Genomic DNA, 22,835 nt, shown 5'->3' with positions numbered 1-22,835 from the left:
CCGCACAGCCATTCTGTGCGGGGGCTTTCGACGCTTCGGAGAAAATTCAGAAAGAGCGGTCCGCCACCGCGTACGCAACGGAGCCTTATCGCGTATCTAGATAAGTTCCTTGACTTTGTTCATCAATTCCGTGCTGTCGTAGGATTTGACCACATAGGCGTCGGCGGCGATGGATTTGAGGTCGCAGCGGAAGCTGTCGTAGGCGGTGCAGAGGATGACGGGCAGGTCCAGATGCTTCTGGCGGATGGACTGCAACAGGTCGAGCCCCGATCTGCTGCCGAGCTTGATGTCCAAAATGATCAGGTCGGGGGCATTGCGCCGCACGAGTTCCAGAGGGTCTTCGCTGCCGTCGGACACGGCCACGTCGTAGCCCTGCGCCCGGAGCTCCGCATCATAGAGCATGCGCACGTGCTCTTCGTCGTCGATGACCAGCACCTTCTTGCGGTCCATGGCTGCCTCCCTTTTTCGATGTCCTAGCAGATTCAAAAGGGCGTTGAAAGAAATCTTTGTCTTCTGCGCGACAAAACCGGATTTGAGCGCAAAGTCGGGAACGGCACGCACAAACGGGTGCGGCGCAACGTCACTGCGCCGCCTTCCCGGCCCCGGGCCGGGGTGCGGGATGCAGGGTTCCCTTGCCCGGATAGCCCGTGTCGAATTGCCGGTTGTCGCCAGGCCGCTCGAAATAGCCGTCCTGCACGGTCTCGGCCCGGCCCATGGCCAGAAGTTCGCTCACGGTCACGAAACGCCAGCCCCGGCGCAGCAGTTCGTCCACGAAGACCGGGACGATTTCGTGCGTGTGGCGCGGCACGGCGTTGGCGTGCATGAGCACGATGGAGCCGGGGCGCACCTCGCCCGCCGCGCGCAGAGCCATGTCCCGCGCCGTGCCCGCCCCGCCTTCGCCCAGGACGTCCCACTGGATCACGGGCAGCCCCATGGCCGCCAGACGCTCCAGGGTTTCGGGCGCGTTGCGGCCGTAAGGCAAGCGGAAAAGCGTCATGGAAGCAGGCACCGCGGCCATCTCCGCCCCCAGGCCGCGCTCGTCGGCCCGGCGCGCCAGCTCTTCGCGCAGCAGTTCGTACTGGGCCTGGGTCCAGAGCACCTGGTCGCGGGTCTCGGCCTCGTCCGTCAGGGCGAAATTGGCATGGGTCCAGGAATGGTTGCCCAGTTCGAAGAGCGGGTCGGCCATGAGCTGCATGGTCTGCTCCGGGTGGGAGCGCATCCACTTGCCCCCGGCAAAGAACGTGGCCGCAATGCCCTGGTCGCGCAGGAAATTGACGATCTCGGTGCGGTAGCCCGTGCGGTTGCTGGCCCGCTCGCACAGGTCGAACGTCAAGGCCAGGACCTTGTCCCCGGCCGGGACATGCACGCGGCGGATGACGCCGCGCGAGCCCGCCGGGACTTGGGCCAGACGCGCGACGGGTTCGAGCCGCAGAGGCGGCGTGATGTCCGCGGGTTTGGAATACGGGCGGCTGACCACATGGTCGGCCGGCGTCCCGGCCAGCTGTACCTGGGTCCACAGCCCGTTCAGAAGGACGCGTGAGCCCTGTCCGGCCTGGACCAGCCCTGCCGATGCCATGAAGAGAAGGATGAACCCGGCCGCGTGACGCAACACCTGCATGGAACCTGCCCCGCTTGTTGGAAGACTGTGCCGGGCAGACGACGATTCCCGCCCGACGAAACGTGCGAACGATCGCACGGTGTCACTCCACACGCAAGCGCAAGCAATGCCATGCCGTTCGCGACTCCCCATTTTCCCAGCCCCTCGTCCATGGAGCAACTTTCCTCTTGACGGACATTGTGAGCCGTGTCACAAATTGGTTGACTGACCAACCTAAAACTTTCGGAGGAAGCATATATGGAACTGCCAGGTCTCAAAACATTTCTTGTTCCCGTTGACGGCGGCGAAGCGTCCCGTCGCGCCAAGCGTTACGCCATCGGCCTCGCCAAGCAGTGCGGCGGCAAGGTCGTGCTCTTTCACGCCCTGAGCCTCGTCAGCGCCCGCATCAGCCCCGAGGCCCGCAAGAAGATCAACATGAAGGACATGGAGCGCATCTCCAAGGTCCTGCGCCTGTACGAGGACGGCTGTCGCGAGGCCGGCGTGGTGTTCAAGACGGTCATCGGCCACGGCACTCCGGCCGACGCCATCGTCGACGCCGCCCGCGCCAACCGCTGCGACATGATCATCATGGGCTCCGGCGGCGCGACCGGCGTACGTTCGTTCCTCGGCTCACTGTCCGACAGGGTCAGCGCTCGCAGTTCCGTGCCCGTGGCCGTCGTGGGCGATGAATGCGATTGCGCCAATTCCTGCGGCGGGTCCTGCCTGCGCCGTCTGGGCTTCAAACCCGTCCCGAACCTGCAGAACGATATGTGCGCCTGCTGAGGCGGGTTCCGGCGGCCGCAACGCCCAGCCCGACCAGGCGCGGAAGCGTATTCCGCTGACCAGGCCTCACGAAAACGCACGGCTCGGGAGAGCGCTCCTGCACCCGCGCGTCAAAGCAAAACGCCCACGGCATCTCTGCCGCGGGCGTTTTGTTATTGATCGCTCGGCGCTAGATCTTGCGGTGATCCACGATCCTTCCGCCACCTTCGCGCTGCAGGGTGCGGGGCTCCACCAGGCGGACCTCGAAGGACACGCCCAGCTCGGTCTGCAGGCGGATGCGCACGTTTTCGAGGATGCGCTGGGACTGCTTGATGGAATCGGTGCAGAAGGACTCCGGCGCCTCCAGGAGTATCGTGGCCTGGTCCATGTGCCCCTGGCGGTCCAGGACGACCTGGTAGTGAGGGTCCGCAAGGCCCGTGGAGGCAATGAGCGTCTCGATCTGGGCCGGGAAGATGTTCACGCCGTGAATGATGAGCATGTCGTCGCTGCGGCCCGGAATGCGCGTCATGCGCCTGAAGGTCCGACCGCAGGCGCAGGGCGCGCCGATGAGGGTGGTCAGGTCGCCGGTGCGGAAGCGGACCAGGGGGAAGGCCTCCTTGGTCAGGGTGGTCAGGACCAATTCGCCCCGCTGTCCCTCGGGCAGGACCGCGCCGGTTTCCGGGTCCACGACCTCGGCCAGGAAATGGTCCTCGTTGATGTGCAGTCCGCAGCGTTCCAGGCATTCCCCGGCCACTCCCGTGATCTCGCTCAAGCCGTAGTTGTCCGTGGCCTGGACGCCCAGGCGCTCCTCGATCTCGCGACGCGTCTCCTCGGTCCAGGGCTCGGAGCCGAAAAGGCCGAAACGCAGGCTCAAGGCCGTCTTGTTGATGCCCATCTCGTCCAGGGTGTCGGCCAGGTGCAGGGCGTAGCTCGGGGTGCAGACGAGGGCCGTGGTCCGGTAGTCCTGCATGATGGAGATCTGGCGCCGGGCGTTGCCGCCGGAACTGGGAATGACCGACGCGCCGATGAGCTCGGCCCCGGAGTGGATGCCGAAGGCGCCGGTGAACAGGCCGTAGTTGAAGGCGATCTGCACGGCGTCGTCCTTGGTCACGCCGCCGGCCGTGAGGATGCGCGCGGCCAGCTCGGACCAGCGCCGCACGTCGCCCGAGGTGTACCCCACCACCGTGGGCTTGCCCGTGGTGCCCGTGGAGGCCTGCATGCGCACCACGTCGCGCAGGGGCACGGCGAAGAGCCCGTAGGGGTAGTTCTCGCGCAGGTCGGCCTTGGTGGTGAAGGGCAGACGCCGCACGTCAGCCAGGGACTGCACGTCGTAGGGGTCGATGCCCAGCTCCGCGAAACGCCGCCGGTACAGGGGCACGTTGCGCGCCACGCGGTTCAGGGTGGCCTGCAGCCGTTCCAACTGCAGCAGTTCCAGGTCGCCGCGGTCCATGCATTCATATTCGCTCTGCCAGTACATCGTTCTCCCCCTATATCCCTAAATTCCCGACCAAGCGCAGGAAGCGTGAAAAGGTTCGAGTGCAAGGCGCAAGGCCAAAACGGGCCCTCATGTATTTCGGGATACACTTCGACCCCGTTTTGGCCGCAGCAACGCGGTAATCGGGCCTTTTCACGCTTCCTGCTCGCGGCCCAGGTAGGCTCGCTGGACATCTCGGTTGGCCAGCAGCTCCGCCGCGCTGCCCTGCAGGATGACGCGGCCGTTCTCCAGGACGTAACCGCGGTCGGCGATCTTCAGGGCGCTCTTCGCGTTCTGCTCCACGAGAAGGACCGTCAGGCCCAGCCGGTCGCGCAGTCCCACGATATGCCGGAAAATGTCGCGGACCACCAGCGGGGCCAGGCCCATGCCCGGCTCGTCCAGCAGGAGCATTCGCGGGCGGGCCATGAGGGCGCGGCCGATGGCCAGCATCTGCTGCTCCCCGCCCGACAGGGTCCCGGCGGCCTGAGCCCGGCGCTCGCGCAGGACCGGGAACATGGCGTACATGGTCTCCAGGTCCTCGGCGATGGCGGCGCGGTCGCGGAAGCGCGGCCGGGTGTAGGCCCCCAGGCGCAGGTTGTCCTCCACCGAAAGTGGGCTGAAGACCAGGCGCCCCTCGGGCACGTGGGAGATGCCGGCGCGCACGATCTGCTCGGGGCTTCTGCGCGTCAGATCCTCCTCGCCGAAAAGGATGCTGCCCTGGCCGGGGCGGTTCAAGCCGGAGATGGTGCAGAGCATGGTCGTCTTGCCCGCGCCGTTGCCGCCGATGAGGGCCACGATCTCGCCCTGGCGCACGTGCAGGGTGGCGCGGCGCACGGCGTGGATGCGTCCGTAGAAGACGTCGACGTTCTTGAGGGACAGCAGGGTCTTCATTCCTCGTCCCCCCCGAGGTAAGCGGCCACGACCTTCGGGTCCTTCTGGACCTGGGTCGGCGTGCCGCGGCTGATGGTCTGGCCGAAGCAGAGCACCATAATGGCGTCGCTGATGCCCATGACCAGTTCCATGTCGTGCTCGACGAGGATGACCGAGAGCCCGTAGGTGTCGCGGATGCGCACGATCATGGCCGCCAGGGCCTGGGTCTCGGCGATGTTCAGGCCGGCGGCCGGCTCGTCCAGCAGCAGGAGCCGGGGACGGGCCGCCAGGGCCCGGGCCAGTTCCAGGGCGCGCTGCCGGCCGAAGGCCAGGTCCTTGGCCGTGGCCTGGGCGTACTCGGCCATGCCGACGAACTCCAGGGCCTCCATGGCCTCGCGCCGGATGTCCGCTTCGACCCTTCGCGAACGCGGCGTGCGCAGCATGCTGTGCCAGGCCGGGACGCTCAGGCGGGCGTGGCAACCCATGGCCACGTTTTCGAGGACTGTCATGTTGGAGAAGATCTCCAGGTTCTGGAAGGTCCGGACCATGCCCGCCCGTGCCCGCTCGTGGGCCGGGGCGGCGGTGATGTCGCGTCCATCGAAAAGGATGCTTCCGCCACTGGGCGGCACCATGCCGGAGATGACATTCAAAAGCGTGGTCTTGCCCGCGCCGTTGGGGCCGATGATGGCCGTGATGGCTCCGGCTTCAGCCTCGAAATCCACGTCGGCCAGGGCGTGCACGCCGCCGAAGCGCACGGACACGCCGCTCGTGGTCAGCACCTCGCTACCCATGGGCCGCACCCGAGGCGCCGCGCGCCGCCCTGGCCCGTCTGGCCCAGGCCCACAGTCTGTTCCAGCCCCCGGCCATGCCGTCGGGCAGAAACATCATGCACAGGATGAGGATGGCCCCGAAGAGCACGACCTCGACGTTCTCGAAGGCCCGCAGGAACTCGGGCAGGACGGTGACGAAGAAGGCGCCGACGATCGCCCCGGGCACGCTGACCATGCCGCCCAGCACGACCATGACGATGAGTTCCACCGAGAACATGAAGCCGAAGGACGAGGGCGCGATGAAGGTCAGGTAGTGGGCGTAGAGCACGCCGGCCACGGCCGAGAACGCGGCCGAGAGCACGAAAACGAAGAGCTTGTAGCGGGCGATGTCCACGCCCATGGCCTGGGCCGCCTTCTCGGAGGTGTGCAGGGCGCGCAAGGCCCGACCGATGCGGCTGTGCAGCAGGTTGAAGGCCAGCCACACGGCCAGGCACAGTACGCCCGCCACGATGCGGTACAGAGCCAGGTCCTTCTTCACCTCATGGCCGAAAAAGGACAGGCGCGGGATGCCGACAAAACCCGAAGGGCCGCCGGTGATGTCCACGGTCTCGGTGAAGAGGATGGACAGGATGATGCCGAAGCCCAGAGTGGCCATGGCCAGGTAGTGCCCCTTGAGCTTCAGGGACGGCATGCCGATGAGCACGCTCACGCCCACGGTCAGGGCCACGCCTGCCAGCATGGAAACCTCCACTGGCCATCCGGCCGTGGCGCTGAGCCACGCGCTCGCGTAGGCGGCCAGGCCGTAGAACCCGGCGTGCCCCAGGGAGATCTGCCCGGCGTGACCCACCAGCAGGCACAGGCCCACGGCGTTCAGGGAGTGCAGGCAGCCCAGGATGAGGATGGTCAGGAAATAGTTGTTGGGCAGCGCCGCCGGCGCGAGCATGAGCAGCGCGAAAAAGCAGCCAAGCCAGATCATGTCCTTGCGGTAGCTCACGTCATACCCGCTTGGTGTCTTTGAGGCCGAAAAGGCCCGATGGTTTGACGAAGAGAAGCGCCAGCAGGATGACGAAGGCCAGGGCGTCCTTGTAGGCCGAGGAGACGAAGCCCGCGCCCAAGGATTCGAGGATTCCGAGGATGACCCCGCCCGCCGCCGCCCCGAAGGGGTTGCCCAGGCCGCCCAGAATGCAGGCCGCGAAGCCCTTGAGGCCAAGCATGATGCCCACGTCGTAGGAGGTCATGGTGATGGGCGCAAGAATCACCCCGCCCACGGCCCCGACCAGGGCCGAGATCATGAAGGACAGCAGGACCATGCGCTGCACGCCGATGCCCACCAGGGACGCGGCCTTGGGGTCATGGGAGCAGGCCAGCATGGCCTTGCCGTGGATGGTCCCGGAAAAGAAGGCCTTGAGCCCCGCCAGGAGCAGCAGGCTCACGGCCAGGACCCACAAGGCCTGCGGCATGACGGCCGCGCCCAGGACCATGATGGGCCGGTCGCCGGAAAAGGGTTCGAGCACGTGGGTGTCCTTGCCCCAGGCCAGCATGGCCAGGCCGCGGATGAGGATGGACACGCCGATGGTGATGATGATGAGGTTGATGGTCGGGCAGTCGCGCACGGGGCGGATGGCCAGACGCTCAACCAAAGCCCCGGCCAGGGTGGCACCGACCACGGCCAGGACCACGGCCAGGGGTTCGCCCAGGCCCAGGACGCGGGTGAAATAGACGCTCATCATCCCGCCGAGCATGACGAACTCGCCTTGGGCGAAGTTGATGACGCCCGTGGTGTTGAAGATGATGGTGAACCCAAGGGCCGTCAGACCGTAGGTGCTGCCCAGGGTCAGGCCGGTGATGAGGTACTGCAGGAGGCTCGACGGGTCCATGTGCTCCCAAGAAAAAGGCCGGCGGACGCTTCCATCCGCCGGCCAGCTCGGACGTTGCGGTTATTCGGTCACGTTCCAGGTCCCATTTTTAATGGTGACCATGATGAAGGCGCTCTCGTCAAGCCCGTTGTGATTTTCCGGGCTGAAGGTGTACACGCCGGAGGTGCCGGGGAAGTTCGCGATCTTCTCGAGGTTGTCGCGGATGTCGGCAGGCTTGGCCGAGCCGCCGTTGGCGATGGCCCCCAGGACCAGGGCGAAGGCGTCGTGGGCGTAGCCGCCGAAGGACGAGACCGGGGCATTGTAGGCCTTGGCGTAGTCGGCCACGTAGGCCTCAAGGACCGGCTTCTGGGGATGGTCCGCCGGGACCAGGTCCACGGCCACCAACCGGCCGGCCGGAAGGACGAGCCCTTCGGCCGCGTCACCGGCCAGTTCGATGAATTTGTCCGAGGCCACGCCGTGGCTCATGTACAGCGGCGTGGTCAGGCCGAGCTGGACGCGGTTGCGGGCCACCACTGCCGGGCCGGGGTTGGTGCCCCAGCAGATGATGGCGTCGGGTGATGCGCCTTTGATCTTGGTCAACTGGGCGGTCATGTCCGTGTCCTTGGGCCCATAGACCTCGTCGGCCACGAGCTGGAAGCCCCCGGCCGGGACGAGTTCGTTCAGGACCGCGCGGCCGGCCTGGCCGTAGCCGTCGGACACCGTCAAAATGGCCAGCTTGGAGAAGCCCTTGGCCTTGGCGCTTTGCAGAATCTTGGTCACGGCGTGGCGGTCGAGCTGCGGGGTGTTGAAAACCCACGGGTCCACGGGTTTGACGATCTTTTCGGCGGCCGCGCAGGACACCAACGGCACCTCGGCCGAGGAGAAGAACTTGGAGATGGCCAGGGTGTTGCCGGAAATGCTCGGCCCGACGACCACGCTGACGCCGTCCTGATCAAGGAGCTTCTTGGCGGCCATGACGCACTTGTTCACGTCGGACTCGTCGTCGTAGACGATGACCTCGACCTGCTGGCCGTTCAAGCCGCCGGCCGCGTTGACCTTGTCCTTGAGCATGAGGAGCGTGTTCTTCTCGGGTTCGCCCAGGAAGGAGGCCGGGCCGGTCACGGAGAAGATGGCGCCGATCCTGATCGTGTCCGCCGCCAGAGCCGGCATGCAGGACAACAGGGTGACAACGAGTGCAACGAGCAACTTCGCCGCTTTCATGATGACCTCCGAAACGTGTGATGGTGAACCCGGAAACCCGGACGATTTGAACGATAATCGATAACCTGATGACACAAGGCCTGTCAATCGAGGAAGGAAGCCATAAGTCCCATAGGCCCCATAGATCGTATAGGACCTATGGCCGCCCCCCCATGACCGTCGGGGTCCCAAAATGCAAAAGCCCGTCATGCAGCATCATGACGGGCTTTCGTGACTGAATCGGGTGCGTATGGACTACATCTTGTTCGCGGCCAGCGAAAGACGGGAAATCTTCCGGGCGGCGGTGCGCCAGTGCACGACTTTCTTGCTCGCGGCCTTGTCCAGAACCGTGGTGGCGGCCTTCAGGGCGGTGGTCACTGCATCCTGGTCCTGGGACTCGATGGCGGTGCGCACGGCCTTCATGGCGTTCTTCACACGGGTTTTCATCATTCTATTGCGCTCGCGGGCCTTGAGGCTCTGGCGGTGTCTCTTGAGGGCAGACTTGTGATTGGCCAAGATAAAACTCCTTTCAAAAATATACGCGTGTTTCAGTCAGTAAGAAGATGTCTCTGCAATCCGGAGGCTGTAGCCGATGCTTTTGGACGCTGTCAAGCCCGCAGACGGCATCAGACCTGGAATTTTCCGAAATCGGCCACCCGTCCCAGGGTCGAGACCAGCCTTTGCAGCAGGTTCAGGCGATTGGTGCGCAAGACCGCGTCGTCGCACATGACCATGACGCCGTCGAAGAAGGCGTCCACCGCCGGGCGCAGGGTGCCGAGGAGGGCCAGCATCTTCGGGTAGTCGCCGGCCTCGGCCAGACGGGCCCACTCGGGCTCGACGGCCTGTAGCGCGGCCCAGAAGGCCTTCTCGGCGTCGCCTTCGAGCAGGTTCTCGCGAATCTCGCCCGAGAGTTCCTGACCGGCCTGCTTGCGGATGATGTTGGCCGCGCGCTTGAAGGTCAGGACCGAGGCCTCGAAATCCGCCTCGCGGCTGAAGTCGGCCAGGGCCTCCACCCGCCGCCAAGTCTCGAAGATGTCGCCAAAGCCGGGGGCCATGGCGGCCTCGAGGACCAGGGTCGGGACGCCCTGGGCGTTCCAGTAGGCGCGCAGGCGCTGGCCGAAGAAATCCATGAGCTTGTCCAGCGCCTCTTCGGGCGGCAGCTTCCACTCCACACCGACGTACCCGGCCTGGGCCTCGCGCAGGAGTTCCGCCAGGTCCAGGGTCAGCCCCTTTTCGAGAACGATGCGACACACGCCCAGGGCGTTGCGGCGCAGGGCGTACGGGTCGGCCGCGCCCGTGGGCATCATGCCCAGGCCGAAGCAGCCCGCCAGGTTGTCGAGCTTGTCGGCCAGGGACAGGATGACCCCGGCCATGCTTCCGGGCAGTGGGGAATCCTGGCCAGCCGGCAGGTACTGCTCGTAGAGCGCCCGGGCCACGGTCTCGCCCTTGCCCTTCATGCGAGCGTAGATGCCGCCCATCTTGCCCTGCAGGTCGTCGAACTCGTAGACCATCTCGGACACGAGGTCGGCCTTGGACAGGCGCCCGGCCCGGCCCATGTCCGCGGACAGTTCCGGGGCGATGCGCGAGGCGATGGACGCGGCCAGCTTTTCAAGCCGGCGGGTCTTGTCGCCCATGGTGCCCAGGGGACCGATGAAGATGACCTTGTCGAGCTTGTCCAGCCACTGCTCGAAGGTGGCGGCGCAGTCTGCCTCCCAGAAAAAGCGGGCGTCCTCCAGGCGGGCCCGCAGGACCCTCTCCCAGCCCTTGCGGACCAGGGCGGGCTCGCGGGACTCGATGTTGGCCGCGGTCAGGAAGTACGGCAGAAGCTTGCCGTCCGCACCGCGCAGCCCGAAGCTCTTCTGGTGGGTTTCCATGCTCGTCAGCAGGACCTCGGCCGGAAGCTCCAGGAATTTCTCATGAAAGCCGCCGAGCATGGCCCGCGGCGTCTCGACCAGGTTGGCCACCTGATCCAGCAGGGACTCGGACCACTCGACGGTGCCGCCGACTTCCGCGGCCAGGCGGTCGCCGTCGGTGCGGATGGCGGCCTTGCGGTCGGCGGCGTCGAGGACCACCCTGCCCTGCTCACGCAGGACGCGGGCGTAGTCGTCGGCATGGGGCACGGCAAAGGGGCCGGGACCCATGACGCGGTGGCCGCACGTCTCGGCTCCGGCCGTAAGCCCCGCGAACCCGAAGGGCACGGCCCGGTCGTCCAGCATGGCCAGGAGCCAGCGCACGGGGCGGCCGAAGGTGCAGTCCTTGCCGATCCACTGCATCTTCTTGGGGAAGGTCAGGGACGGCAGCACGGCCGCGCAGACCTCGGCCAGGATGTCGGCCGCGGCGCGGCCGCCGACGGTCTTCTTCAGGGCCAGGTACTCGCCCTTGTCCGTCTTCTCCACGTAGACCTGGTCGAACTCGACGTTCTGGGACTTGGCGAAGCCCAGCCCCGCCTTGGTCGGTTTGCCGTCGGCGTCGAGGGCGATGCGCACGGGCGGGCCCGAGACCACGATCTCCTCGGTCTTCTGCACGTCGGCCAGGCCCGTGATGTCCACCACCAGACGCCTGGGCGTGGAAAAGGAGGCCACGGCGCCGAATTCGAGCCCGGCCTCGCCGAGCAGGGCCTCGAAGCGTTCGCGCAGTTCGCGGTCCAGCAGCGGCAGGAAGCGCGCCGGCATCTCCTCCACCCCGATCTCAAGAACGAAATGACTCATGAAAAAACTCCCTATGCAAAACCCGTGAAGGGGAAGGTCAGGATTTCAGAAGCGGATGCCCCATCGCCTCGCGCTGTTCGACGTAGAGCCTGGCCACGGCCGAGGCCAGGGCCCGGACCCGGGCGATGTACTTGGCCCGCTCGGTGATGGAGATGGCCCCGCGGGCGTCCAGCAGGTTGAAGGTGTGGGAGCACTTCAAGCAGAAGTCGTAGGCCGGCCAGGGCAGCCCGGCCTCGCAGAGCTTGCGGGACTCGGCCTCGCAGGCGTTGAAGAAGCCCAGCAGCATGTCCTGGTCCGAGTGGTCGAAATTGTACTTCGAGTGCTCCACCTCGGCCTGGTGGTAGACCTGCCCGTAGGTCACGTGGTCGTTCCAGGCCAAATCGTAGACCGACTCCTTCTCCTGCAGGTACATGCACAGCCGCTCCACGCCGTAGGTGATCTCGCAGCTGACGGGCTCCAGGTTGATGCCGCCGACCTGCTGGAAGTACGTGAACTGCGTGACCTCCATGCCGTTGAGCCACACTTCCCAACCCAGGCCCCAGGCGCCCAGCGTCGGGCTCTCCCAGTCGTCCTCGACGAAGCGGATGTCGTGGACGTGCTTGTCGATGCCGAGCACCCCGAGACTGTCCAGGTACAGTTCCAGCACGTTGGCCGGGGACGGCTTCAGGATGACCTGGAACTGAAAATAGTGCTGCAGGCGGTTGGGGTTCTCGCCGTAGCGGCCGTCCGTGGGGCGGCGGGTGGACTCGGGGTAGGCCACCTTCCAGGGCTCGGGGCCCAGGACCCGCAGGAAGGTCGAGGGGTTGAAGGTCCCGGCCCCGACCTCCAAGTCGTATGGAAACTGCAGCACGCAGCCCTGTCCGGCCCAGAAACGCTGCAGGTTGCTGATGACGTCCTGAAAATTCATGCGAAGCTCCTTAGAACGATATGCCCGGCCGCGTCAGCACCGCACGAAGCGGTTGCCCTCGCAGGTCAGGCCCAGATGGCATTGGACAAAGGCGTCCACGAGGTGGGCGCATTCCTCCCGCACCCTGGCCGGCGGCATGAGGCCGGCCCATTCCTTGGGGCCCGTGCGGGCCAGATGGTCCAGCAGCCCCAGGGTCTCGCGGGAGGTGGAAATCTTGGCGCCGCCCCCAGACGGGCAGCGCAGACAATAGAGCCCGCCCTCCTGCACGGCGAAGACCGAGCGGTGATGGGCGTCGAGGGGGCCGCCGCACTGGCGGCAGCGCCGCAGGTCCGGCTGGTAGCCCTGGGAAAAGGCCATCTTGGCCCGAAACAGCAGCGGGATGAACCACGACCCCGGCTCTTCCCGGTCCAGGGCCTCCAGGGTCTCCCGCAGCAGGGCGTAGGCCGGCGCGTACCCGTCCGGGGTGAAGGACAGGGACTCGAAGAAACGCACGCAGTTGCTGATCATCCCCAACTTCTTGAGGTCCCGCTTGAGGGTCGGGAAGCCGTTGATGAGGGTCCCCTCCTCCAGGCAATAATACTCCTGACGGCCCCGGCTGACCCGGAAGTGGACCACGCTCAGGTGGTCCAGACAGCCGCAGAAGCGCCGTCGGCTGCGGTGTCCGCCAAAAGCGAAGCCCGTCAGCAGGCCGTGGGTGGGTGAAAAAAAACGGACCCAGCAGTCCGCTTCACGAAACGTGCCCACCCGCAGCACAAGAACCTGTTCGGAAAATTCCACGCTCCGATCCTCGCCGACGCTTTCGGCGCCGGCCTACTGCACGACCAGCGTCTTGACCTCCCCGAGCTTGGCCTCGAAGGGGTAGGGTTTGCCGTCGAGTTCGAGGGCCACGCCGCCGGCATTGCCGAACTTGACGCTCAAGGAGTCGCGGAAGGTGATCGTCGCCGACTCCCCCTTGCGCAGGAAATAGTCCACGACCTTGTCGTCGGGCCGGGCCTGCAGCCAGCTGGCCGAGCTCGCGCTGATGCGCAGCGTCCGCTCGCCGCCTGCGGCCGTCGGAGCGCTTGGGGCCTGTTCCCGGGCCGCCGCCGGAGCGGCGACGGACGCATCGGGGCGGTTCGCCACAGCCGGGGCCGACTCCTGCCCGACGGCGGGTGCGGCAGAGGCGTTGGCGGCGGCTTCGGAGGCGGGCGTGGCGTTCTGCACGGCCTCGGCTCCGGCCGAAAGCTGCGGCTCGGCGGCCACCTCCTGCATTTGCGTCAGGGGCGCGGGCACATTCTCGGGCGGCAGGGTCTGGGACTGCGGCGCCGGGGCTGGCGCGGGCTCCTGCACGGCCGGCGCGGGGGCCACGGCCTGGCGCGAACGGTAGACGTCGAAGATGTACCACCCCAGGGCCCCGAGGGCCAGAATGCCGACGATGGCGACCACGCGCACGATGGTGTTCACGTGGTCCGCATCATGGGTCCGGACCCTGATTTTGGGCGCATGGTGCTCGGGGTGGTCTGCCTCAGTAGGCACGGGATACTCGCGGCTGAAATGCGCGCACAGGTCCTGCGCGTCGAGGCCGAGCAGCAGGGCGTAGCTCCGCACGAAGCCCCTGGCGTAGACCGGGTGGGGAAATCTTTCACGGTTGCCCTCTTCGAGGGCGGAAATGACCGAGGGAGCGATCTTGGTCTTCTCCTCGACCGCCTCGATGCTCAGGCCCTTTCGCTCCCGCGTTTCGCGCAGCAACGTTCCGATTTCGATCAGATCCATATTCCGCGTCACTCCATCGTGGATTGGAAAAAGGGGCCTAGAGCCGCTTTTCGATCACGGCCTTGGCGCGCAGCCCGGCCATGTATTCCTTGAAACGCTCTTCGAGCTTGGGACGCATGATGGCCTCGCGCACCTCATCTTCGACGGTGCCCTGCTCCTGCCGCGCCTCGTCCTTGCGGTCCAGCAGCTTGAGGATGACCCAGCGCTCCTGAATCAGCTCGGGACGGCTCATGTCGCCAACGGAAAGATCCCGCAGGGCCTGACGCCAGGGCTCGGCCAGGTCGCGCCACCTCACGCCGGCCATGACGCCGTCGTCGGCCTTGGGACCCACGGAATACCGGTCCACAGCCTCGGCGAAACCGATTTCGCCCGCACCGATCCTGGTCCAGAGTTCCTCGGCCTGGGCGGAGTCCATCACGGCCAGGATCTGCAGGTCAACGGTGCGCTCCGTGGTCAGTTCGGCACTGTTGCGCTCCTTGTAGGCGTCGATCTCTTCCTGCGTGACCACCACCTTGCGCCGGACCATGTAGTTGATGATCTTGTGCTTGACGATGTCCTGGCGGCTGCGTTCCTTGAATTGCTCCGCCGTCAGCCCCTGCAGGCGCAGGGAACGCTCGAAGTCGTCCTCGGTCATGCGGTGCCGGGCCTTGAACTGCCGGATCTCGTTGTCCACTTCCGAGTCGGAGACCTCGACCTGGAGCCTGGCCGCCTCCTGGCGCATGATGATGTCGTCGATCATCCCGTCGAGCACCTGGGGGGCGATCTTGGCGGCCTCCTCGGCCGGCGGGGTCTGACCCGCGATGAGGCGGATCTGCTGCTGCAGGTCGACGTAGGTGATGATCTCGCCGTTGACCACGGCGACGATGCGGTCCAGGACCTGCGCGGCCTGCGCCTGGCCGATGACGGCGAGCAGAAGAGACAGGGCCAGAAGAACACGGAAACACGATTTTTTGATCATCGGAAGCTCTTATCCTTTGAATATGTCGCTGAAGGGGATGTCTTCGACGAACGCGCACGGCCCAACAGGCGCCTCGAAAAGAGCGCGGGGCCAGGGCGCGCGAACGTCAAACGCGTTCACGGTACTAACCTTGAGCGCAGGCCGAGTCCAGTTCAATCTTGTCCCGCCTCCGCGGCGCCGGCCCCCAACCTGTCCCGCAGGCCCAGGAGCATGTCCTTGAGGGCCTGCATGGCCGCCGTGACGGTACCATGTCCCGGCATGCGCAGTTCCAGCTTGGCCGGCGGCAGGATCCTGGCCGCCGCTGCGTTCTCGCCCACCCAGGCCATGAGGCGGACCGGGTCGAGGTTGTGCCGCGTCTCGTCCCAGTGCACCAGCGCCCGGTCCTCGAAGAGGTCCATGCGCACCGCTCCCAGCCTGCGCGCGTCGATCTTGATCATCAGCACGGCCACGAAGGTCTTCAGGGCATCGGGCAGGGAGCCGAAGCGGTCGCGCATGTCGTCCACGATCTCGGCGATCTCCCCCTCGTCGCGGCAGGACGACAGGGCCTTGTAGTAGTGCAGGCGCTCCTTGGGGTCGGACACGTACTCCTCGGGGATGAGGGCCTGGAAGCCGAGGTTGAGCTCCGGCTCGATCTCGGTCTCGACCTTGCCGCCCCTGAGCCGCGTGACCTCCTCCTCGAGCATTTCGAGGAACAGGTCCAGGCCGACCTTGCCGATGGTCCCGGACTGGGCCTCGCCCAGGATGTTGCCGGCCCCGCGCAGGCGCAGGTCCTCCATGGCCACCTTGAAGCCGGCGCCGAGGTAGTCCATGTCGAGGATGATTTTGAGGCGCTTGCGCGACGTCTCCTGCAGGCGGTCCAGGTCGGGGATGATGAAATAGGCGTAGGCCTGCTCGCTGGAGCGCCCCACCCGACCGCGCAACTGGTAGAGTTGGCCCAGGCCGAAGAGCTGGGCCTGGTCGACGATGAGGGTGTTGGCCCGCGGAAAATCCAGCCCAGACTCGACGATGGCCGTGCAGACCAGGACGTCGAGTTCGCCGTGCCAGAACTTGTGCATGGTCTCTTCGAGGTCGTGGGCCTTCATCTGGCCGTGGCCCATGCCGACCCGCGCCCCGGGCACCAGGCCGGCCACGAACTCCGCCACCCGCTCCAGGCCCTGCACGCGGTTGTAGACCCAGAAGACCTGACCGCCGCGGGCCAGCTCGCGCTCCAGGATGGCCCGCAGCTGCTCGGGGTCGCGCTCCATGAGGGAGGTCTCGACGGGCTTGCGGTCGCGGGGCGGGGTCTCGATGACGCTCAAGCCTCGGATGCCCGACAGGGACAGCTGCAGGGTGCGCGGGATGGGCGTGGCCGTCAGGGTCAGCACGTCGATGGTCGAGCGCATCTTCTTCAGGCGCTCCTTGTGCTTGACGCCGAAGCGCTGCTCCTCGTCGAGGATCATGAGCGCCAGGTTGGCGAACTCCACGTCCTTGGAAAGCATGCGGTGGGTGCCGATGAGCACGTCCACCTGGCCGCGCCGCGTCGCTTCGAGGACCCGCTTCTGCCCCGCCGCCGGGACGAAGCGGCTCAGCAGGCCGACGTTGATGGAGAAGGGTTCCATGCGCTGGCGAAAGGTCTGGTAGTGCTGTTCGGCCAGGACCGTGGTCGGGCACAGCAGGGCCACCTGCTTGCCGTCCAGGACGGCGCGGAAGGCCGCACGCAGGGCCACCTCGGTCTTGCCGAAGCCCACGTCGCCGCAGACCAGGCGGTCCATGGGCTCGGCCTTCTCCATGTCGGCCAGCACGTCGGCGATGGCCTTCTCCTGGTCGCGCGTCTCCTCGAAGCCGAAGCTGGCCTCGAACTCCCAGTACAGCTCCGAGACGGGCTTGTAGCGGTAGCCCTTGGCGATCTTGCGGAAGGCGTACATCTCGACCAGGTCGCGGGCGATCTTGGCGATGGATTGCCGCGTGCGCTCGCGGGCCTTGGACCAGGCCGTGCCGCCCAGTCGGTCCAGGGCCGGGGCCGCGCCGTCGGGCCCCTTGTAGCGCTGGACCTGGCCGAGGCGGTCCACGGGCAGGTAGAGGCGGTCCTCGCCGTCGTACTGCAGCAGGAGATAGTCGTTGGCCACGTCGCCGAACTTGATGCGCTGCAGGCCGCCGAAACGGCACAGGCCGTAGTCGCGGTGCACGAGCAGGTCGCCCTGCTCCAGTTCGTCAAAGGCGTCGAGACCCTTGAACGCCTTGCTGGCGGCGCGCTGGGCCTTGGGCGCCCCAGGCTGGAGCACGGACTCGGGCAGGAGCTGCACACCGGCCCAGGGCAGGCGCATGCCGTGGCCAAGAGAGCCGACCAGGGCGAAGATGCCCGACTCGCCGGGCGCGTAGGCCGTCTTGAAGACCTGGTCGTCCTGGGCCGCGAGCTGCATGAACTTGCGGCGCGACTGTTCGGAATGGAAGCACAGCAGGGTCTGGCGCCACTCGCGCCGCCAGGCGTCGAGCTCCTGCATCAGGGCCCGCCAGGGGCGGTTGCGGCTCTCGGGGGTCCAGAACAGGTCCTCGAAGGCGTTGACCGCCTCCTCGGGCAGGTCCGCGCCCTCCTCCCTGACTCCCATGACCAGGCTCTCGCACAGGATCTGACGGCCCTGCTCCCAAATCCGGCGCACGTCGCCGGGGGTCTGGATCAGGCCGTGCCGGGGCCACAGGCGCTCCTCGTCGCGAAAATGGTTCTGCCAGGCCCAGCTCGTCTCCTCCAGCTTGGTGCGCAGGTCCTGGGCCTCAGCCATGAGGAAGACGCACCCCTCGGGCAGCCAGGACTCCAGGCCCACGGTGTCGGGATAGTACATGCTCGGGGGCAGGTGCGGGTGGGGCTGGAGCAGTTCCTTTTCGAGATCGGCACGCGTCCCCTTGGAAATTTCACCCAGACGCATCCACCCGTCGAACATGCCCCGCGCCGCCTCACGGTAGGTTTCAGCGCCGATGCAGCCGGCCACAGGCAGGACCACGGCGGACTTGAGCTCTGCCCGGGAACGCTGGGTCATGGGCTCGAAGAGACGGATGCGCTCCAGGGCGTCGCCGAAGAACTCCAGGCGCAGGGGATGCTCGTAGCCCGGGCAGAAGATGTCCATGATGTCGCCGCGCAGGGACGCCTCGCCCATGGCCGTGACCATGGACACCCGGGTGTACCCCCAGTTGACCAGTGTTTCGAGGAGGTCGTCCTGGTCGATCTCGTCACTCTGCGCTACGGAAAGGTGCTCACGCTGCAGCAGGTCCGGATGCGGCCATTTCTGGATCAGGTTTTCCAGGGGCAAGAGAACGCCTCTGCCCTTGCCCTTGTGGGCCAAGGTGAAGAGGGCCCGCCAGCGGTCGGGCCAGGGGGAGCGACGCGGGTCCTCGATGTTGTAGTGCGGAAAGCGCAGCCAGCGGCGCTCCCAAAAGTCCCGCTCCTGATCGCCCGGAGACAGGATGCGGGCCAGGGAGGCGTACAGGGGCATGTCGGCGCTTGGCGGCAGGACAAGCACGACGTTCTGGCCCTGTTCCATGAAGGCGTGCGCCAGGTACATCTGGGCCGCGGGGCCGCTCTTGAAAATGCGCTGCTGTCGGTCGGCGCCGGAAACGAGCTTGTGCAGGGCGGGAGGAATGAACACGCGGTACCGGTCACGGGTTGGAGGAACGGGGAAAGGCCGCCCCCCGTCGGGAGGCGGCTTGTGCATCGGGTTTCGGCCATGCGCGGCCGGGCTGGGCCCAAGCTGCGGCAACCCTACGTTGCCCAAAAGACGCCTCAGGTCAAGCATGCGCAGGGAAACGCCCCACGCGACGAAGGGCCTCTCCGGGCCCATTCCCGGGGCGGGACTCCGCGGCCTCTCCCTGCGCGCCGTCGCCCTCCGGGACACCCTGAAAAAGGATGGACAGCCCAGGTTGGTATGGGTAAGGACTGGGCTTGCGGCCCCCGTAACCCTGTCCAAGGAGCATACTCGATGGCACGATTCCTTCCCAATGAGGATCCCTTCACCCTGGAAGACCAGCTCAAGATCCTCGGCAACGACGAATTGCTCGATTTTTGGGAAGAAAGCCAGATGCTCGACAAGTACCTCGAAACCCCCGAACACGAGTGCCCGCCCTCAGCCCACTACGAAAACGCCATCCTGAACGAACTCAGGCTGCGCCACTCCATGGGCCGCATCTAGCACCCAAGCATACTCAGCCTAAATCCGTGAAAAAGTTACATTGAACATACAGTTTTGAAACATTTTGTACTTGAAATAAATCAATGATACCGGTATATTGAGCCTGCTTTTCCTGAATGATTTTTTGCACCCATTGGGTGCGACAGGAGTTTGCAATGCTCATCACCGATATCAAGCGAAACGAAGGAAACAACATTGGCCATGTCGGTCTGGCTCTGATTAGCGAGATGGCCAGGGTTTGCGGTCTGGACACACTGGTCGACCGTCTTGGGCCTGGAAAAGCTCCGCAGATCAAGGAGCGTGAAATTTTCCGCACATTGGTTGGCCTCATGTGCCAAGGCAAAACGGATTTCGACCATGTTCGTGAGTACTACGGCGACGATTTCTTCGCGACCAGCCTTGGCCTTGGACGCGTTCCTTCCGCCGAGATTTTGCGGCAACGGTTTCAGCGGATCGCCTTGGAAACTGACCTGGATGCCCAGTTGCCCCGCTGCTCGGTCGAGTTGTGGAAGAAGACTGGAATGCAGCCTGAACTTATCGAGATGACCAGGGACGACAACAAGAAAGAGCACTGGGTGCGCCTTGATATCGACGTCAGCATTTTCGATAACGCCGACACCGAGAAGGAAGGTGCCAGCGCGACGTACGACAAGAGATTCGGCTTCGCTCCGATCTTTGCTCATCTTGGTGGCGGCTGGATGGTCAACGGCAAGCTTCGTCCCGGATCGAGCCATTCCAGTTGCGAGGGCACGGATGAGTTCATCCTGGAGAGCCTCGGGTACGCCAAGTCCATGGTGGATGCGAACGTTCTCGTGGTCGCCGACAGCGGATTTGACAGCAAGGAGCGTCTGGAGACGCTGTGCACGCAGTCGCGCACCGGCTTCATCATCAAGCACAATCTGCGCAGGGAGCCGGTGACCGGTTGGCTCGCCACGGCCAAGGAGCATGCGCAGAAAGTAGAGAATTTCGCAACGTCCCGAGAAAAAGGCCGGATCTACCGGGGCTTCGTGATGTGCGAGATCGGAAAGAAGAACATGCCTGTCCGTCAGGTTTTCGAGGTCACGGAAGTGTTGAGCAAGGACGGTGTGTTCATGATGATTCCAGAGGTCCGCGTTTGCGTTTTGTGGACTAACCTGGAATTCGATGCCGATCAGGCTTTGAAGCTGTATCGCAAGCGGGGCACCAGCGAGCAGCACCACGGGGAATTCAAGACCGAGATGGACATGGAACGCCTGCCGTCGGGCAAGTTTGCCGTGAATGCACCCTTTCTGCGTTTGGGCATGCTGGTCTACAACATGCTTCGGGTGGCCTCCGTGGACTTGGTTGTGGCTCGGATGCTGGGGCTGAAAAAAGCCAACCGTCGCAGAACCAAGACGGTCATGCGGAGCATGATGAGCATTTGCGCCCGGATCACCCGCCATGCACGGAAGGTGATCCTGCATGTCTCCTGCCCGGAGCCATGGTTCAAGGTGGTCTCTGACCTGTTTTATCGTCTCAAGACGGCGTAACGAAAGGGCCATTAGGCTGCATTCCTAGGAGTAGTACGTCTGAAAACTGCAAAAAGTCGGTGTCCAGGAACTCTTGAAAGAATAAGAGGTCATCAAAAGTAAATTGAGTGGCCAACGTTTACCCATTTTTTGAAAAAAAGGGCTCAAAATTTAGAGTGGACAGTTTTGACAGCAGATGTCCACGGATTCAGGTACTCAGCTCCAAAGCGCCCGCCCGGTCCGCCAGACTCCGCGCAGACGGCGCCAACGCAAAAATCCTCCCGCCTCCTCAGCCGGGAGGATTTTTCAGTTCTGTCGCCCGGATTCCGTCCCGCTACGGCCTGGGCGCCGCCTCGTCCACGCACCGACATCCCCGCATCCGCAGCATCCTTCACCGGTTTCCAACCCTCCGAAGCAGACCTGCACTCTTGCGCCGCCGGACAGCCTTCGATCCGATCAATCCCTCACCCCTCCCTGCCCGAAAGACTGACCGCCACACGCTTCACTGCAACACTGTCTACCCTGCCATACAAAAATCAGCATCTTATATACAACCGCACTGATTTTTTGACGAATACCTCTTACTCAAAAGATTGTTTTTTGTCTTACAGTTCTTCTTCCTTGTTTTCCCCGGAAATATTCGGCAACAACGGGTGTAAAATTTTGTTGCAGCACAGTGCATCACCTTCAAGGATCTTCCCCGCTGTCGGGGAAGATCCCGGTCACTGCGCTTGCATGATAACGAATCAAAGGGGCAGAAGATGGGCGCAAAGGTCTTTGACACCTCGAAGCTGGAACGAATTCTCCACCTCTACATGGCGATCAAGGCGACACCCGGCAAATCGCCGTGCGAGCTCAGACAGGAACTCGGCGTCGAAAAATCGGCCTACGGCAGATACTGCGCGCTGCTCAAGGGGCTCGGGGTTGATTTCCGCTTCGACCGCAAGGCCAGAAGACACGTCATCGAGAAGGATGCCTTCCTGACCGCGCCGGATCTGACCCTTGACGAGCGCCTGTCCATCATCCTGGCGGTGGGCCGGCTCGGCGGGCTGCAGGAGTCTTTCCTGGCCTCGCGGGCAAGAAAGGCTGCGACCAAACTCCTGGCCGTGAACGAGGCGCCCGTCGCCACCGCCTGCTCGGCCCTCTTGAGCGGACCGGAAATGCCGACGCACGTGGGCGGCCGGGGCCAAGTCGTGGACTCCCTGTTCCGGGCGGTCACCGAACGCCGACGGGTCGAGGTCTCCTACGCCAAGCCCCACGCAGAACCCGAGGAGTTCGAGGTGGACCCGTACCAACTCTACGTCCTGGACGGGGCCCTGTACCTGGACGGCTACCACTGGGGACGCAGGGCCGTGCGATGCTTCAAGGCCTGCCGCATGAAGAGGGCCAGGCTTACGGGGATCACGTTCACCAACAACCGGGGCTACGCCTACGACGAGCGCCGCCAAAACTCGTTTCGCGTCTTCGCCGCCGACCGCGAGCCCGAGACGGTGCGGATATGGTTCTCTCCTTTCGCGGCCCCGTACATCCGCGAGGAGTACCACAACCCCAGCCAGATCCTCACGGACAATGCCGACGGCTCGCTGGTCTACGAGGTGCAGGCAACTGAGCCCAGGGAAGTCCTGTGGTGGGCCATGCGCTGGGGCGCGGATTTCGAGGTGCTGGAGCCGGGGTGGTTGAGGGCGGAGGCGATGGAGAAGGTGCGGGGGATGGCGGAAAGATACGAAATGCAGGTGACGGGATGAAATATTACGCACACTCGACGGACAATCCGGACAAGTCCGATTGGCAGGGGCTGGAGGAGCATCTTCGGAACGTGGCCAGCCTGGCTTCAGGGTTTGCCGGAGCCTTCGGCGCAAGCGACTGGGGAAAGGCTGCCGGCCTTTTGCACGACGCCGGAAAGGCCTCGCAAGAATTCATTTGGCGCCTCGAAGGCAAGCCACGGAGGGTCAATCATTCCATTTTCGGAGCCAGGCTTGGCCGGGATGAGGGCGGCAGGCTCGGTCAAATGTTATCGTACATCATCGCCGGGCATCACGGCGGTCTTCCGGATGGTGGGATGCAGGAAGGCCAGCTTCACTACCGTCTCCGGCATGAGCGGATTCCGGCGGATGTCGCGATTCTGCCTAGTGTAACCTAGCCCGCCGCGTTGCGATTGCCTTTTTCAAAACGGCCGGCGAATCCCGGTTTTTCCCTGTCTTTTTTCACCCGCATGCTTTTTTCCTGCCTCACGGACGCGGATTTTCTGGATACCGAGGCATTCTGCAACCCAGGCCAGTCCTGCGTGCGCAGCGGCAACCATCGTTCCGACCTCGGGATTTTGCGCGATGCCTTGAA

Annotated in this window: 21 protein-coding genes; 5 read left to right on the top strand and 16 right to left on the bottom strand. The window is 64.9% G+C overall.

The genetic code is table 11. The features are described 5' to 3' along the window. Positions 1-96: 96 nt before the first annotated feature. Both ACYQ3G_RS08965 and ACYQ3G_RS08960 read right to left on the bottom strand, forming a co-directional pair. Positions 97-450, bottom strand: coding sequence for a response regulator (locus ACYQ3G_RS08965; RefSeq protein WP_028578591.1), 354 nt, complete (start codon positions 448-450; stop codon positions 97-99). 130 nt (positions 451-580) lie between these two features. After that, positions 581-1,618, bottom strand: a complete 1,038-nt coding sequence (locus ACYQ3G_RS08960) for a polysaccharide deacetylase family protein (protein ID WP_459825000.1) — start codon at positions 1,616-1,618, stop codon at positions 581-583. Between the two features lie 237 nt (positions 1,619-1,855). Between ACYQ3G_RS08960 and ACYQ3G_RS08955 the strand changes: the two genes are divergently transcribed. Next, a complete protein-coding gene (locus ACYQ3G_RS08955) occupies positions 1,856-2,380 on the top strand; it encodes a universal stress protein (protein WP_028578590.1) in 525 nt (174 codons plus the stop codon). 169 nt (positions 2,381-2,549) lie between these two features. Here ACYQ3G_RS08955 and ACYQ3G_RS08950 read toward each other — a convergent pair whose 3' ends face one another. The 13 genes from ACYQ3G_RS08950 to mfd all read right to left on the bottom strand — a co-directional run bounded on the left by ACYQ3G_RS08950 (position 2,550) and on the right by mfd (position 18,471). Then, positions 2,550-3,836 carry a phenylacetate--CoA ligase family protein gene (locus ACYQ3G_RS08950; RefSeq protein ID WP_459824996.1) on the bottom strand — a complete coding sequence of 429 codons (1,287 nt, stop codon included), beginning with the start codon at positions 3,834-3,836 and terminating at the stop codon, positions 2,550-2,552. A 150-nt stretch (positions 3,837-3,986) separates the two neighbouring features. After that, a complete protein-coding gene (locus ACYQ3G_RS08945) occupies positions 3,987-4,715 on the bottom strand; it encodes an ABC transporter ATP-binding protein (RefSeq protein ID WP_459828301.1) in 729 nt (242 codons plus the stop codon). Positions 4,716-4,720: 5 nt separating this feature from the next. Next, on the bottom strand, positions 4,721-5,494 hold the full coding sequence (locus tag ACYQ3G_RS08940) for an ABC transporter ATP-binding protein (protein WP_459824993.1): 774 nt from the start codon (positions 5,492-5,494) through the stop codon (positions 4,721-4,723). Next, positions 5,487-6,467: a branched-chain amino acid ABC transporter permease gene (locus ACYQ3G_RS08935; protein ID WP_459824991.1), complete on the bottom strand. Its 981-nt coding sequence runs from the start codon at positions 6,465-6,467 to the stop codon at positions 5,487-5,489. Before ACYQ3G_RS08935 ends, ACYQ3G_RS08940 begins: the two co-directional genes overlap by 8 nt. A gap of 1 nt (position 6,468) precedes the next feature. Then, positions 6,469-7,350, bottom strand: a complete 882-nt coding sequence (locus tag ACYQ3G_RS08930; protein ID WP_459824988.1) for a branched-chain amino acid ABC transporter permease — start codon at positions 7,348-7,350, stop codon at positions 6,469-6,471. Positions 7,351-7,410: 60 nt separating this feature from the next. Next, positions 7,411-8,550 (bottom strand): ABC transporter substrate-binding protein, encoded by a 1,140-nt coding sequence (locus ACYQ3G_RS08925; protein ID WP_459824985.1) that lies wholly within the window; start codon positions 8,548-8,550, stop codon positions 7,411-7,413. A 234-nt stretch (positions 8,551-8,784) separates the two neighbouring features. Continuing rightward, the gene (gene rpsT / locus ACYQ3G_RS08920) at positions 8,785-9,045 is read right to left on the bottom strand and encodes a 30S ribosomal protein S20 (RefSeq protein ID WP_459824982.1); all 261 of its coding nucleotides are present in this window, start codon (positions 9,043-9,045) and stop codon (positions 8,785-8,787) included. A 110-nt stretch (positions 9,046-9,155) separates the two neighbouring features. Further along, positions 9,156-11,237 carry a glycine--tRNA ligase subunit beta gene (glyS, locus tag ACYQ3G_RS08915; protein WP_459824980.1) on the bottom strand — a complete coding sequence of 694 codons (2,082 nt, stop codon included), beginning with the start codon at positions 11,235-11,237 and terminating at the stop codon, positions 9,156-9,158. Positions 11,238-11,274: 37 nt separating this feature from the next. After that, positions 11,275-12,144 (bottom strand): glycine--tRNA ligase subunit alpha, encoded by an 870-nt coding sequence (glyQ, locus tag ACYQ3G_RS08910; protein WP_459824977.1) that lies wholly within the window; start codon positions 12,142-12,144, stop codon positions 11,275-11,277. Between the two features lie 33 nt (positions 12,145-12,177). Beyond that, a complete protein-coding gene (gene recO / locus ACYQ3G_RS08905; protein WP_028578581.1) occupies positions 12,178-12,921 on the bottom strand; it encodes a DNA repair protein RecO in 744 nt (247 codons plus the stop codon). Between the two features lie 33 nt (positions 12,922-12,954). Beyond that, positions 12,955-13,896: a helix-turn-helix domain-containing protein gene (locus ACYQ3G_RS08900; protein WP_459824974.1), complete on the bottom strand. Its 942-nt coding sequence runs from the start codon at positions 13,894-13,896 to the stop codon at positions 12,955-12,957. 37 nt (positions 13,897-13,933) lie between these two features. Then, entirely contained in the window at positions 13,934-14,854 is a 921-nt protein-coding gene (locus tag ACYQ3G_RS08895) for a SurA N-terminal domain-containing protein (RefSeq protein ID WP_459824972.1), read from the bottom strand. Between the two features lie 152 nt (positions 14,855-15,006). After that, complete coding sequence (gene mfd, locus ACYQ3G_RS08890) at positions 15,007-18,471, bottom strand: transcription-repair coupling factor (protein WP_459824969.1); 3,465 nt, start codon at positions 18,469-18,471, stop codon at positions 15,007-15,009. A 330-nt stretch (positions 18,472-18,801) separates the two neighbouring features. Here mfd and ACYQ3G_RS08885 point away from each other — a divergent pair, with 330 nt between their 5' ends. From ACYQ3G_RS08885 to ACYQ3G_RS08870, 4 genes are all read left to right on the top strand, one after another. Beyond that, the gene (locus ACYQ3G_RS08885; protein ID WP_028578577.1) at positions 18,802-19,011 is read left to right on the top strand and encodes a hypothetical protein; all 210 of its coding nucleotides are present in this window, start codon (positions 18,802-18,804) and stop codon (positions 19,009-19,011) included. A gap of 155 nt (positions 19,012-19,166) precedes the next feature. Further along, a complete protein-coding gene (locus tag ACYQ3G_RS08880) occupies positions 19,167-20,519 on the top strand; it encodes an IS1380 family transposase (protein ID WP_459822997.1) in 1,353 nt (450 codons plus the stop codon). Positions 20,520-21,259: 740 nt separating this feature from the next. Next, positions 21,260-22,243 (top strand): helix-turn-helix transcriptional regulator, encoded by a 984-nt coding sequence (locus ACYQ3G_RS08875; RefSeq protein WP_459824965.1) that lies wholly within the window; start codon positions 21,260-21,262, stop codon positions 22,241-22,243. Then, entirely contained in the window at positions 22,240-22,638 is a 399-nt protein-coding gene (locus ACYQ3G_RS08870; protein ID WP_459824962.1) for a CRISPR-associated endonuclease Cas3'', read from the top strand. The genes ACYQ3G_RS08875 and ACYQ3G_RS08870 overlap by 4 nt, the downstream gene beginning before the upstream one ends. On the opposite strand, the gene ACYQ3G_RS08865 is transcribed toward ACYQ3G_RS08870, so the two are convergent. Next, complete coding sequence (locus tag ACYQ3G_RS08865) at positions 22,635-22,796, bottom strand: hypothetical protein (RefSeq protein WP_459824959.1); 162 nt, start codon at positions 22,794-22,796, stop codon at positions 22,635-22,637. The genes ACYQ3G_RS08870 and ACYQ3G_RS08865 overlap by 4 nt on opposite strands. Positions 22,797-22,835 lie beyond the last annotated feature (39 nt).

Source organism: Desulfomicrobium salsuginis (assembly GCF_054657795.1).
This window is presented reverse-complemented; position numbering and strand designations above follow the sequence as displayed.

What these genes read in the sequence shown, in the direction of transcription:
- ACYQ3G_RS08965 (WP_028578591.1), bottom strand. Translation starts at nt 450, where the DNA reads ATGGACCGCAAGAAGGTGCTGGTCATCGACGACGAAGAGCACGTGCGC.
- ACYQ3G_RS08960 (WP_459825000.1), bottom strand. Translation starts at nt 1,618, where the DNA reads ATGCAGGTGTTGCGTCACGCGGCCGGGTTCATCCTTCTCTTCATGGCA.
- ACYQ3G_RS08955 (WP_028578590.1), top strand. Translation starts at nt 1,856, where the DNA reads ATGGAACTGCCAGGTCTCAAAACATTTCTTGTTCCCGTTGACGGCGGC.
- ACYQ3G_RS08950 (WP_459824996.1), bottom strand. Translation starts at nt 3,836, where the DNA reads ATGTACTGGCAGAGCGAATATGAATGCATGGACCGCGGCGACCTGGAA.
- ACYQ3G_RS08940 (WP_459824993.1), bottom strand. Translation starts at nt 5,494, where the DNA reads ATGGGTAGCGAGGTGCTGACCACGAGCGGCGTGTCCGTGCGCTTCGGC.
- ACYQ3G_RS08930 (WP_459824988.1), bottom strand. Translation starts at nt 7,350, where the DNA reads ATGGACCCGTCGAGCCTCCTGCAGTACCTCATCACCGGCCTGACCCTG.
- ACYQ3G_RS08925 (WP_459824985.1), bottom strand. Translation starts at nt 8,550, where the DNA reads ATGAAAGCGGCGAAGTTGCTCGTTGCACTCGTTGTCACCCTGTTGTCC.
- glyS (WP_459824980.1), bottom strand. Translation starts at nt 11,237, where the DNA reads ATGAGTCATTTCGTTCTTGAGATCGGGGTGGAGGAGATGCCGGCGCGC.
- glyQ (WP_459824977.1), bottom strand. Translation starts at nt 12,144, where the DNA reads ATGAATTTTCAGGACGTCATCAGCAACCTGCAGCGTTTCTGGGCCGGA.
- ACYQ3G_RS08900 (WP_459824974.1), bottom strand. Translation starts at nt 13,896, where the DNA reads ATGGATCTGATCGAAATCGGAACGTTGCTGCGCGAAACGCGGGAGCGA.
- ACYQ3G_RS08895 (WP_459824972.1), bottom strand. Translation starts at nt 14,854, where the DNA reads ATGATCAAAAAATCGTGTTTCCGTGTTCTTCTGGCCCTGTCTCTTCTG.
- ACYQ3G_RS08885 (WP_028578577.1), top strand. Translation starts at nt 18,802, where the DNA reads ATGGCACGATTCCTTCCCAATGAGGATCCCTTCACCCTGGAAGACCAG.
- ACYQ3G_RS08880 (WP_459822997.1), top strand. Translation starts at nt 19,167, where the DNA reads ATGCTCATCACCGATATCAAGCGAAACGAAGGAAACAACATTGGCCAT.
- ACYQ3G_RS08875 (WP_459824965.1), top strand. Translation starts at nt 21,260, where the DNA reads ATGGGCGCAAAGGTCTTTGACACCTCGAAGCTGGAACGAATTCTCCAC.
- ACYQ3G_RS08870 (WP_459824962.1), top strand. Translation starts at nt 22,240, where the DNA reads ATGAAATATTACGCACACTCGACGGACAATCCGGACAAGTCCGATTGG.